Here is a 12,704-nt window from a genome sequence, read left to right as displayed (position 1 = left end):
TATTCAATCTAGAGAATCATTCATGCAAAATGAAACAATCACATCTGCGTATATTGGCAGAAAGGAAGAGGACATGTATGTGGGAAAAACAGCTGGTGGTAGAGCCGCCGTATCATTTCGATCAAGTGCTTAGACGCTTATCAAGTGATCCATTAAAAGCAGTCGATTTGAGTCAAAGAGAAATCAAAGTGCCGATCAGATTAGAGCAAAAACCGTACGTGGTCATCGTTCAAGCTACTGGAACAAAAGATGCGCCTATGTTCCGGGTGCGATCAAACGGCCCAGAGGAACCCCTTCTTTCTGAGGTGAAACGGATATTTGGCATGGAGCATCAATTACACATGATTCAAGACCATTTTTCTCAAACCAATCTAGCGCCCATTTTTGAGGAGCATATCGGAACGCCACTCATGCTGGATTTTCATTTATATCATTGTTTCATGAAATGCATCATTCATCAGCAGCTGAATCTTTCGTTTGCTTACGAGCTCACGAAACGATTTGTCCATACGTACGGTGAGCAAATAGAAGGTGTATGGTTTGATCCTTTACCAGAAACCATTGCCTCTCTTGAAACAGAGGATTTGAGAAAGCTGCAATTTAGTCAGCGAAAAGCAGAATATGTTATCGATGTATCGAAACGAATTGTGAGCGGCTCTCTTTGTTTAGAGGAATTACACGATTTATCTGATCTGGAGGTAGAAGAGCGATTGCTTCCGATTAGAGGGATTGGACCTTGGACGGTTCAAAATGTGCTCATGAATGGGCTTGGAAGACCAAATCTTTTTCCAATGGCAGATATCGGCATTCAAAATGCAATCAAACGGCACTTCGATCTGCCTGAAAAGCCGACAAAAGAAGAGATGGTAGTGCTAAGCAAGGAATGGACCCCATATTTAAGCTACGCTTCTCTATATTTATGGAGAAGCATTGAGACAGATAAATAAATGAAAGGCATTTTCTCTCTTTGTCCAAGACGTGATATACTAAGGAGATGGAATAAAATGAAGACAACCTATCAATGGTTTAAATAGAACGGAGAGAATAAAGTGAAAGAAAAACAGCAAGGTGCCCTTTTGCAAAAGGGACAGCAGTTCCCGCTTACCATTAAACGCCTTGGCATTAATGGTGAAGGCGTCGGTTATTTTAAAAAGCAAGTGGTCTTTGTCCCAGGCGCGCTTCCAGGTGAGGAAGTGGTGGTTGAAGCAACGAATGTCCAAGCAAAATATGCCGAAGGCACAGTAAGGAAAGTGCGAAAGCGCTCCGAGCATCGAGTCAAACCGCCATGCCCAGTATACGAAGAGTGCGGCGGCTGTCAGCTTCAGCATTTGGCGTATGAGCAGCAGCTAAATGAAAAGCGTGATATTGTCATTCAATCAATGGAGCGTCATACAAAGCTATCGGTTGAAAAGCTTGATATTAGGCCAACAATCGGTATGGAAGACCCATGGCATTACCGAAACAAAAGTCAGTTCCAAGTAGGACGTTCTCACAGCGGAGACATCATTGCAGGACTTTACGGACTGAATTCTCATAAGCTTGTACCGATCAAGGAATGTATCGTCCAGCATCCAAAAACAAACAAAACAACGGGCGTTGTCCGCAAAATTTTAGAGAAATTCGGCGTATCGGTCTACAATGAACGAACAAGAAAAGGCGACGTACGTTCGATTGTCGTGCGTGTCGGCTTTGAAACAGGGGAAGTACAGGTCGTTCTTGTCACATCAAAACCTGAATTTCCAAAGAAAAAAGAAATTGCCGAAGCCATCCAAAAACGTCTGCCTGAAGTGACGTCCATTATGCATAATATCAATGGCGAAAAAACATCAGTCATCTTCGGCCATAAAACATCTCACCTAGCTGGCAATATGGTCATCCAAGAATTTTTAGGAGACGTCTCTTTTGAACTAAGTGCACGTGCTTTCTTCCAATTGAATCCAAAGCAGACGCTAAAGCTTTACGATGAAGCGAAAAAAGCGGCCAAACTGACTGGCAAAGAAAAGGTCGTCGATGCGTATTGCGGCGTTGGAACCATTGGGATGTGGCTCTCAGATGGCGCAAAAGAAGTAAGAGGAATGGATGTCATCAAAGAATCAATTGATGATGCTAAGAAAAATGCCAAAAAACACGGCATGAAAAACGCGACCTATGTGACAGGAACAGCTGAACATTGGCTGCCAAAATGGGTCAAAGAAGGCTTCCGTCCTGACGTCATCGTCGTCGACCCGCCAAGAACAGGCTGCGAGCGCACCTTCTTAGACACCGTCAAACAAGTCAAACCAAAACGCTTTGTCTACGTCTCTTGCAACCCATCCACACTAGCAAAAGACCTTGAATACATGTCAAAAGACTACAAAATCGAATACATGCAGCCAGTTGATATGTTCCCGCATACCGCGCATGTGGAGTGTGTAGTGTCTTTATCTCTTAAATAAAAAGGGAATGACAGCTATGATAGACCAAAATGCATTCAAACGATTCCAACTATATATGGACCCACAGCAGACGAAATTGGTGGACCGAAAACAGCAATAGAAAAGGCAGTAACTAAATGAAAAAACCCTTCCAACAGGAGGGGTTTTACTTTAACTAACAATCTATTTTTTCTTAAGCTCTTTTTTCGTATTCTCTTCTATCATTGTACTTAGACCTCTATAATGAGACATCCATCATGAGCTCTCGATTCTCAAACAAAATCATATCTTACTCAAATATCAGTTGAATGAATTTTGAAATGAATGTCAAAAATCAAGATTCTTACAGGGAGTTATTGAATATGAGACTAAAAGAACATGAAATATAACAACTTTATATATTCGTAAGAGGCCCACCAATTATTTAATCATTAAAACTGCAAAATGATAATTGGAGGGATTATGATGAATGACAAACAGTTTTCTTCATTTATAAAACAAGCAGATGAACCTTTTGTTGGGTGGGATTTCTCATTCATATCTGAAACTGGAAGAATGAAAAGTGAGTTGCTTTCATGGTCATATGGTAGTATAGCTACTTCTCTTGTTCAAAGTGCAAAATCAATGCTGGACATGGGAACTGGTGGTGGAGAGTTTTTATCAAAATTAAGACCTTTTCCAACATCAGTTTATGCTACAGAAGGTTACTTACCTAATGTACCTGTCGCAAAAGAACGATTAACCCCTTTAGGAGTGAAGGTAGTTCAAATTTCTAATGATGAAAATTTGCCGTTTGAGACTGGAAAATTTAATCTTATCATCAATCAACATGAGTCATTTTCATCTCAAGAGGTGAGAAGAATTATCTCGAAAGAAGGTATTTTTCTAACTCAACAAGTCGGTGGACTCGATTGCATAGAGATTAATGAGAATCTAAGGGTACCAATAAATGAAGAATTTATTGATTGGAACTTAAAGCTAGCTTTAAAAGAGATACAGGAGAATCATTTTGAGGTGTTGAAAAGTGCTGAAGAGTTCCCCATTCTAAGATTTTATGATATCGGAGCATTGGTGTATTATCTAAAAGCAATTCCTTGGCAAGTGCCAGGTTTTGAAATAAGTAATTTCAAGGATGAATTATACACCATTCATAAAACCATTGAACAAAAGGGTTATTTTGACGCAAAACAACACCGATTTATTATTTTAGCTAAAGCAATTTAATTGGAAATGGAGTCTTCGAGCTATTTGAAGGCTCCAGATTAATAATGAACTAAAGTCACTCCTGTATGCACGATACATGGCCTGAAAATGTTTCCTTTTATTATTGTCGGGCTTGAAAGCATTCTAAAAAAATAGAGGAGGATAACCATGAAACAATTCGAGATTCTAACAAAATACATACCGAAGCTTCAGGAGGACCATATCGGAGAATGGGTGATCGATCAGGAAAATGATGGAACAACTGAACGCCCAATCCAGATGCCCTTTGTGAATTATTCCGAAACGGTCCAACGCTTTCTTGATGATGTCTATACCTTTGCAGAACAGCATCAAGAAATGGAACTTACCCGCTATAGTGAAATCCTCTCAGAAAATGGAATTGATTGGGGAACGAACGATATGGAGCATGTGGACATCTCAAATTTAAATGCGCAGTGTGTACTTGCTCTCATCATGGAGGCTTTGAGAGCTGAGCGATTTAGTGAGGGAGCCATATTCAATTTCTTTAAAAGTGCAAACATGTTGAAGTGTCTTGAAAGATTAGATTGTTTGGACTAAGAGCGGTTTATTTCAATTATTGGAGTGATCATATGAAAAATAAAACAGATGCAGCCGATACTTTTCCTCCTATGAAAATAGAAGAAATTGATCAAATTTTATTATATGATCTTGATGCAATAAAAATTGAAAAAGAAGATGAGCGTATAAAATTCATTTTACAAGATCCCTATTGTCCTGATAAAAGTCATATTCACAGTGTGTATGTCATTTATAAGAAGTCTATACTCAATTTACTTGAAGGTAGGATTCGTTCTATTCATAGTCATGAATTCATGAGTGCTAAGAAAAAAGATCGAACGATTTCTAAAGAAGATATAGAATATGTATTAGAGATGGCTACAGTTGTGGTTCTTGCAAGTGAAAATAATGGAGTAGTGACGAATTATTTTTATAGTGGAGACGGAGAAAGGTTAGATCGTATTTTTAATATATGCTTAGGTTATTCAACAGACTTACAAAAAGAGAATAAAGTAAGTTTGGAACGATTTATGAATGATATGAAGATTGTTGAGCAGATGGGATTGTTAGAAAAAATTTTAGGATAATGGGCAAAGCCTAGATTTTAGAGAAATCTAGGCTTTTTGCGCTTTTGAAAAATTTATTCAACTTCATCAAATGATTATGCAAATGAAAATCTTCTGTTGACTTTCCCCTTTACTGAAAGGTTTATACTTTGATCAGATCAACAAAACGGAGGAGATGCAGGTTGTTCAAGATTGGCGATTTTTCTATGTTAAGTAAAGTCCCTGTCAAAACCTTAAGGTATTATGACCAAATCGATTTATTAAAACCTAAACAGATCGATCAAGATTCTGGATACCGGTATTACTCAGCTGAGCAGCTGCTTGAGGTTAATCGAATTTTTCTGTACAAGGAATTAGGCTTTACGTTAAAGCAAATGAGTCAGCTTCTTCGTGAAGATATTTCTGTTGAGCAGATTCAGGGCATGTTTCTCTTGAAAGAGAGTGAGATTCAGCAATTGATCGAGAGAGAACAGCAGAAATTAGCGCGTATTAAGGAGCGGATGCACCTCATCAAACGAGAGGGGTGTGTTGAAAAAGAGCAGGAGGTCATCATCAAATCGGTTGAAAGCAAACACATCATGTCTTTTCAAGTCAACGGAACTGTTGACGAAATCCCATCATTCTTTGAAACGTTTCATCATTTGTTACAAAAACATCCGCAAGAATTGAACTCTGAGCCACAAATCGTGCTGTGGAGGGAATCACTTGCTAAAGAAAGTGAGTTCGAATTTCAGGTTGGGTATTCCGCTAAAGCGTTAAGGGGCTCTCTGCCTCAGGGAATTACGATGCGCACGTTACCAGCTGAAGAAACCATGGCGACGCTCCTATTTCATTCAGATTCTCCATTTGCACAATCTGCTTGTGTTGACCTGGCGACATGGATCGAAAATAACGGATACCGCGTGAAAGAAGATCAGCCTGGCAGAGAGATTTATTACCCATTGTCTGAAAATGAAGAAGGAAGACTCATTGAAATACAAATTCCTATAAAAAATGAAGTGTAAACATTGCCCAAAGGAGAAACGTCACGATGAAAAATAAAGCCGTTGTTTATTTACTTGCTTTAGCAGCCTTCTTAATCGGAACAATCGAATATATCATTACAGGGATTATTCAAATGGTCGCAGATGATTTACAGGTCACGACATCAGCTGCTGGTTTATTGGTCACATCCTTAGCGCTCTCCGCAGCAATCGGCGCACCGATTGTCATTGCACTAACCATCAATATCGACCGCAGAAAAATATTATCATGGATGCTGATCATTTTTACTTTAAGTAATATCCTCACAAGTGTCAGCCATTCGTTTGAAATGGTGCTGATGACAAGGATTTTACAAGGAATTAGTGGAGGGACGGCCATTGTGGTGGCAATGGCTGTGGCTACTCGTCTTGTCGAGCGAGAAAAAAGAGGAACAGCCATTGGCATCATTTTAATGGGATTAAGCAGTTCCTTGGTTTTAGGTGTGCCAATCGGGACATTTCTAAGCAGCATGATTGGATGGAAAGCATTATTTGCAGCCATTGGATTGATCACGCTCATTCCGCTGATTGTTGTATATAGGCGCATCCCTTCTATGAAAGAACAAGAACCGGTGACGCTAGGTATGCAGTTATCAATTTTAAAAGATAAGAGAATTTTGCTGGCAGTGGCAGTGACGCTATTCTATGTTGGGGGATATTCCACTTTATTTACCTATTTAACGCCCTTCCTGCAAGAATCAGCAAACCTTAGCATTACAGAAATCAGTGGCATTTTATTACTAGCGGGAATATGCAGCTTTTTGGGCTCCAGTCTTGGAGGGGTAGCAGCAGATAAAAAAGGCCCAACATTCACGATTTTCTCCGGAATTATTCTACAAATCATCATGCTTATGCTGCTAGCATTTGTGACAGGGAACCTCGTGGTCATGGTGGCGGTGATCATGATATGGATGATTGCAACATGGAGCACATCGCCAGCTCAGCAGCTATATCTTGTCACACTTGTACCTAAATCTCCTGATATCGCATTAAGTGTCAATACATCATTTATTCAATTCGGATTTGCTTTAGGCTCGGGTTTAGGAGGACTTGTACTAAGCAGGACATCTATATTGAACCTCAGCTGGATCAGCGCTGGAACGGTTCTTCTCGCTTTGCTCATGACCATCTTGATGGTGGCATTTGACCGAATCTCTCAGCAGAAGAGTTTGAAGGTGATGGAGCAAGGAAGGTAACATAGATTCACTAGTATTGAGGGAACTACTTATTTCGGTAGTTCCTTTTTGATTTGAAAAATGAACCAGTTGAGGAAGTTTATTTGCTACAATGGGAGTGAATATCCAAAGGTCTTTAAGCGTTAATAACAAATGACTCCAAAAAATAATGACAAAAATGTACTGGTAGACAGGAGAGAATACATAATGCCAATAAGTGAGAAGATCATCAATCGTAAAGGCGCTCGAAAGGGGAGTGACATTCCTCATGACGTCTTGATTCTTTTGAATCAGGGAGAGTTAGAGAGTGTCAATTTAACTGAATGGTTGGCTGTCAATCACGTGACTCTATTACAGCATGTTTTGCCGTTTATTGGTTTAGACAAACATTTAATCGATCTTTCAGCAGAAATCGCCAAACAAAAAGCGGGGTCAGGCATGAAAGCGATTCGTCTTATCGGTCATTTGTTAGATGAAGTACTGCAGGAAGAAAATGAGGAAAAAAGAGTGGAAGTCATACAGGCATGCAGCCGTCACATATCTGATAGCATCCGCTGTTGGGCTGCTTATATGAACAAGCAGCATTCATCCTCTTTGGAAGAGAAACTAGCGTACATTCAGCCATTTGCAGCTGATCATCATTTTGGTGTACGCGAAATTGCTTGGATGTCAGTGAGAGAAAGTCTAAGTCAGCAGCTCGATCAAAGTATAGAATATTTAACAGAATGGGCAAAAAGCGAGGATGAACATATTCGTCGATTCTCTGTAGAATCGATCCGTCCAAGAGGTGTATGGACAAAGCATATTGAGTTATTAAAGCAGGAACCAGAGAGGGCACTGCCAATTCTAAATCACCTCAAATCTGATCCATCAACATATGTTCAAGATTCTGTAGGAAACTGGCTGAATGACGCTAGCAAAACACAGTCTGATTGGGTACGAAACATGTGCGAACAGTGGTCAAAGGATTCTGAGACAAAAGCGACAAGCAGGATTGTTAAAAAAGCTAAGAGAACGATTGTGAAGGGGGATTTGTGAATTAGAGCATGATCTACATTCCTTTTATGAGGAGATTTCTATCAATAAATCAATTGGAAAGAAAGTCTCAGAGAGTTGTACGCAAATAGCCCCATTTCGTGGGGCTTTTCGTTTTTCGTAAAAGTCTAGCTACCACTGTTCTGCCATGATTACTTCTGTAAAGATCTAATCATCTCCTCGTCATACTTTTGAATGAAATTGACTCAATAGAATTGACGCAAGAACCATGAATAGGTGAAGATGAAATAAACTGTAAGATAAAGGGAGACGGATGATGATACATATCATATTTGGGGCGGCAGCTGCCGGTAGTTTAAAACAAGCAATACGTGAAATGAAGCAAGATCAAATAGATGATGTCATCTCTTTTGATGATATTTATTCAATTGGGCCACTTCTACATTTACACGAACATGAAGGACAAGCGAACCGTATAGAGTGGCTGCGTAACGTGATGTCAAATGAATTTGGCTATTTTGATGACATGGTCAACGATCAGCATAGAATGCTTCAGCAAATAAAAGAAATAAAAGCTGGCAGTCGTATACTCATCTGGACAGGCAGTAATGCACATGAGCAAATTGGCTTGAGATATGCCGTCTATTTATTAAAAGAAAAAAGGGTTGAATTGTCAGTAATCAATACAACGACAGCATTTGATCAGCTGTTCAATACGAATACAAGAAGAATGATCCTTCGAGATTCCGGAGAAATCACATCTGAAAAATTTAAAATTTTGTATGAGAGTAAAGAGCATAGTCACATAGTGACAAAAGAAGAGAGAGAAAGATTACAAAACGAATGGCTTTCATTTGCTAAAGAAAATGATACGCTTCGGATATGGCAAAAAGGACAAATGATCAGCGTACCAGAAGATGAATTTGATGCTTATTTAGTGAAAATGGCTAAGCGGCTTCATCAGTCCGCGCCAGAAGAGGAGTATATCGTCACTCCACGCTTAATAGGAGAAGTCATTGGTCATTTAGATCAGTATATCGGTGATGATTTTATTGAATATCGATTGAAGACATTAATTGATCAAGGGATGTTTGACATGAAAGGAAAACGAACTTCCATGCGTTATTACTCGATTAAACTGACAGAGTTCGGTCAGAACTTCAAAAAATGGGTGTGCTGTCGAGAGTTTAAGGATCATCCTTTTGTGAAAATTGAAGGAGATTACGGTGGTGAACCTTTTCATTGCGGGCATTGTCAATGTCATTTAGAAAGAGATGATGTACCAATGAGTGATACCCTTTTCTCAAAGTTATGGAATTGGAATATACAGTATGGCCGCTGGTTTGACGAAGAAACCGATGATTTGCAGCCAAATGGTGTAGACATGGAAAAGAAATTCAATCAAGAAGGAGAGAGAATCACTGAAGAAGTGAAACGGGCCTTATCACCTGCGTTTCAAATTGAATATAGCCCAAGTGAATACACACAATATTACATTTAAAGAATGAATTTCAAAAGCTCTTCACAAAATAATCCTTTACATCATCCATCATCATCATGTAAGATATGGAGAAATTAAAAGCGAAGAAAAGGACATGAGCCATTTTTACTGGTTATCAGAGAGGGAAGTCACGCTGAAATCTTCCTAACACAGAAAAGTTGTCTTACCACCTTTGAGCTGTATTGGGGAAATTACAGTATCCAATATCGTCTACGCCACGTTACGGCACCAGAGCCATAAAGCGAATACGCATTATGGGAATTTGGGTGGAACCACGGATCACACATTCGTCCCTCTATGAGGGATGGGTGTGTTTTTTTGTACACTCATATAGGATCATTGCTTTGAAAAGGACATGAGCAGCTTTTATCGGTTACCAGAGAGGGAAGTCACGCTGAAATCTTCCTAACGCAGAAAAGCTGTCTTACCACCTTTGAGCTGTATTGGGGAAAATTGCAGTATCCAATACCGTCAATGCCGCGTTACGGCACCAGAGCCATAAAGCGAATACGCGTTATGGGAATTTGGGTGGAACCACGGATTACACATTCGTCCCTCTATGAGGGATGGGTGTGTTTTTTTTATTTCAAAAAATAGGAAAGGTGTGTCAGTTATGAGAGAAAACATGGTGAAGATTCAATTTCCAGATGGAAAGATAAAGGAGTTTCCCGCAGGTACGACTGTTGCAGATGTTGCCTCCCATATTAGTCCGAGCTTAAGAAAAAAAGCAGTGGCGGGAAAGGTCAATGATCAAATGGTTGATTTAAGTGAAAAGCTAAACAGCGATGCTGGGCTGTCTATTGTCACACTTGATTCAAAAGAAGGGGTTGAAGTGCTGCGCCATACATCAGCACACGTATTAGCCCAGGCTGTGAAAAGGTTATATGACAATGTCACACTGGGGATCGGACCTGTCATTGAAAATGGATTTTACTATGATATGAAGCTCGATCAAACATTAAGCGTAGAGGATTTGGAAGAAATTGAAAAAGAGATGAAAAACATCATAAATGAGAATCATCCCATCCAAAGAAAAGAGGTCTCTTACAAAGAAGCAGAAGCGCTGTTTGCACATGATCCATATAAGCTGGATATTTTAAAAGGGTTACCCTCTCAAGAAGCCATCACAGTTTATCAGCAAGGAGAATTTGTAGATTTATGCCGCGGGCCGCATGTACCTTCTACAGGGTACTTAAAGTCATTTAAACTAACACGTGTTGCAGGGGCTTATTGGCGGGGAGATAGCAATCAGGATGTCTTGCAGCGAGTGTATGGTGTAGCGTTTCAGCATCCAAATCATCTAGCTGATTATCTTCATTTCATGGAAGAAGCAAATAAACGTGATCACCGGAAATTAGGGAAGCAGTTATCCCTCTTTATGTTTTCAGAAGAAGCACCAGGCATGCCGTTTTATTTACCAAAAGGTCAGATTGTCAGAAATGAATTAATGGCCTTTTCAAGAGAAGTGCGAGGAAAAGCGCAATACGAAGAAGTGAGTACACCGTTTATGATGAACCAAGAGCTTTGGGAAAAGTCAGGGCACTGGGATCATTATCATGAAAATATGTATTTCTCAGAAGTAGACCATACAAGCTTTGCTTTAAAACCGATGAACTGTCCAGGGCATATGCTCATGTTCAAAAACAGCTTATATTCATACAGAGACCTCCCGATCAGAATGGCTGAGTTTGGCCAGGTGCATCGTCATGAATTTAGCGGAGCGTTAAATGGATTGTTCAGGGTCAGGACATTTTGCCAAGATGATGCTCACATTTTTTTAAGAGAAGATCAAATCGAAGCTGAAATCAAACGGATTTTCCAATTAGTTGATCATGTGTATCGGACATTTGGGTTTGAGTATTCCGTCGAGCTATCCACTCGTCCAGAAAAAGCCTTAGGGGATGATGCCATTTGGGAAATATCCGAAACAGCACTAAAAAATGTGCTTGATCGTCTAAAGGTCGACTATCAGCTAAATGAAGGAGATGGGGCATTTTATGGCCCGAAGATCGATTTTCATATTAAAGATGCCCTGCAGCGGAGCCATCAGTGCGCCACAATTCAGCTGGATTTTCAAATGCCTGAGAAATTTGATTTAACATATATCAACGAAAATAATGAAAAGGTACGGCCAGTTGTGATTCACAGCGCCATTTTTGGTTCTCTAGATCGTTTCCTTGGCATTCTCATTGAGCATTTTGCGGGTGTCTTTCCATTATGGCTAGCACCAGTACAAGTACAAATCATCCCAGTCTCAACTGTTCACCTTGATCACTGCTTAAAGGTGCAGCAGCAATTAAGAAGTATCGGAATAAGAGCAATAATCGATGAGCGTGATGAAAAACTTGGCTATAAAATGAGAGAAGCACAAATGCAAAAAATCCCTTATATCGCTGTCATTGGCGATACAGAAATGCAAGACAACACACTAAATATTAGACAGCACGGAGAAAAGACTTCAAAGCAAATGTCTGTTGAGGATTTTAAACGTTTGGCAGCTGAGCAAATAAAAGACAGAACAGCTGCTCAAGAAATGATGTGATGATTTCATTACGAAGAATGAGACGTCCATTGAATGATGGGCGTCTTTCCCTTTCCATTTCTGCAATGGAAAGGGAAAATATTGAAACATTTTTTCGGTAAAATCGTAATAAAGATAGAGCGTTCAAAAGAAACATTTAAAACGGAGAGGAGTATTACATGGATCAAGCTGCACTGAAAAAGATGAGGACAAAACAAGTAGTTATCTCTAATTTACTATTCGGCGTGATGATCTTGATTTTTTTTGTTTTGATTCAAAAAGTTGAGATTCAATTTACATATTTCTTTCTTTGTTTAGGAATCTTCATGCTCCTTCAAGGCATTTACGGCTTGATCAAAAAAGGATCAACAAAGTCTTTCATTCCCATTTTTGAGCAGGTAGCCATTTATGAAAAAGAAAAATTGGGAAAAGAGTGGGAGAAAGAACAAAGAGTGGAGAACATTTGGAAATTGATATTGAGCGGGCTTATGTTCTTCCAATCATTTAGTTTACAAACAATACCAGATTCATTCTTTGAAATAGAACTTAAGTTTCTCATTTTCTTATTTGTTATGGCTCTAGCCATTATCAATATAAGCATGCTCTTTCGCTTTAGAAAAATCGATCGGTCGACTGAAGCGCACGGATTAAAAGGCTTTACAAAGGAATCAAATATGCTGGCAATGGCATTAGGATTATTATCAGTGATCGTCATATTCGGCTTTATCGTCATCTTTCTTCTTCCATTAAACTGAATTTTGAGGTG

At 39.4% G+C, this 12,704-nt stretch carries 11 protein-coding genes and 2 other annotated features; all 11 genes read left to right on the top strand.

All coding sequences use genetic code 11. From position 1 onward, the window contains the following. Window positions 1-77 precede the first annotated feature (77 nt). On the top strand, window positions 78-947 hold the full coding sequence (locus tag AC3WTB_RS17370; RefSeq protein ID WP_492334018.1) for a DNA-3-methyladenine glycosylase family protein: 870 nt from the start codon (window positions 78-80) through the stop codon (window positions 945-947). Between the two features lie 102 nt (window positions 948-1,049). Further along, window positions 1,050-2,435, top strand: a complete 1,386-nt coding sequence (rlmD, locus tag AC3WTB_RS17365) for a 23S rRNA (uracil(1939)-C(5))-methyltransferase RlmD (RefSeq protein WP_107164082.1) — start codon at window positions 1,050-1,052, stop codon at window positions 2,433-2,435. A 441-nt stretch (window positions 2,436-2,876) separates the two neighbouring features. Then, complete coding sequence (locus AC3WTB_RS17360; protein WP_394722467.1) at window positions 2,877-3,638, top strand: methyltransferase domain-containing protein; 762 nt, start codon at window positions 2,877-2,879, stop codon at window positions 3,636-3,638. Window positions 3,639-3,785: 147 nt separating this feature from the next. Further along, window positions 3,786-4,196: a DUF6508 domain-containing protein gene (locus AC3WTB_RS17355; RefSeq protein WP_492334017.1), complete on the top strand. Its 411-nt coding sequence runs from the start codon at window positions 3,786-3,788 to the stop codon at window positions 4,194-4,196. 32 nt (window positions 4,197-4,228) lie between these two features. Further along, window positions 4,229-4,744 carry a hypothetical protein gene (locus AC3WTB_RS17350; protein ID WP_059377686.1) on the top strand — a complete coding sequence of 172 codons (516 nt, stop codon included), beginning with the start codon at window positions 4,229-4,231 and terminating at the stop codon, window positions 4,742-4,744. Window positions 4,745-4,905: 161 nt separating this feature from the next. Next, entirely contained in the window at window positions 4,906-5,727 is an 822-nt protein-coding gene (locus tag AC3WTB_RS17345) for a MerR family transcriptional regulator (RefSeq protein WP_492334016.1), read from the top strand. Between the two features lie 26 nt (window positions 5,728-5,753). After that, window positions 5,754-6,941 carry an MFS transporter gene (locus AC3WTB_RS17340; protein WP_058837464.1) on the top strand — a complete coding sequence of 396 codons (1,188 nt, stop codon included), beginning with the start codon at window positions 5,754-5,756 and terminating at the stop codon, window positions 6,939-6,941. Window positions 6,942-7,127: 186 nt separating this feature from the next. Further along, window positions 7,128-7,958, top strand: a complete 831-nt coding sequence (locus tag AC3WTB_RS17335) for a DNA alkylation repair protein (RefSeq protein ID WP_492334015.1) — start codon at window positions 7,128-7,130, stop codon at window positions 7,956-7,958. Between the two features lie 274 nt (window positions 7,959-8,232). Further along, window positions 8,233-9,417: a DUF1835 domain-containing protein gene (locus AC3WTB_RS17330; RefSeq protein WP_492334014.1), complete on the top strand. Its 1,185-nt coding sequence runs from the start codon at window positions 8,233-8,235 to the stop codon at window positions 9,415-9,417. A 74-nt stretch (window positions 9,418-9,491) separates the two neighbouring features. Continuing rightward, window positions 9,492-9,715 (top strand) — a binding site (T-box leader). A gap of 37 nt (window positions 9,716-9,752) precedes the next feature. Further along, window positions 9,753-9,977 (top strand) — a binding site (T-box leader). A 53-nt stretch (window positions 9,978-10,030) separates the two neighbouring features. Beyond that, window positions 10,031-11,959, top strand: coding sequence for a threonine--tRNA ligase (gene thrS / locus AC3WTB_RS17325; RefSeq protein ID WP_492334013.1), 1,929 nt, complete (start codon window positions 10,031-10,033; stop codon window positions 11,957-11,959). A 158-nt stretch (window positions 11,960-12,117) separates the two neighbouring features. After that, window positions 12,118-12,693 carry a hypothetical protein gene (locus AC3WTB_RS17320; RefSeq protein WP_330545997.1) on the top strand — a complete coding sequence of 192 codons (576 nt, stop codon included), beginning with the start codon at window positions 12,118-12,120 and terminating at the stop codon, window positions 12,691-12,693. Window positions 12,694-12,704: the final 11 nt, after the last annotated feature.

The sequence above is a fragment of the Bacillus sp. EB106-04-04-XG123 genome, from assembly GCF_058791855.1.
The sequence above is the reverse complement of the archived record's forward strand: the minus strand, read 5'-3'. Positions and strand labels throughout refer to the sequence as shown.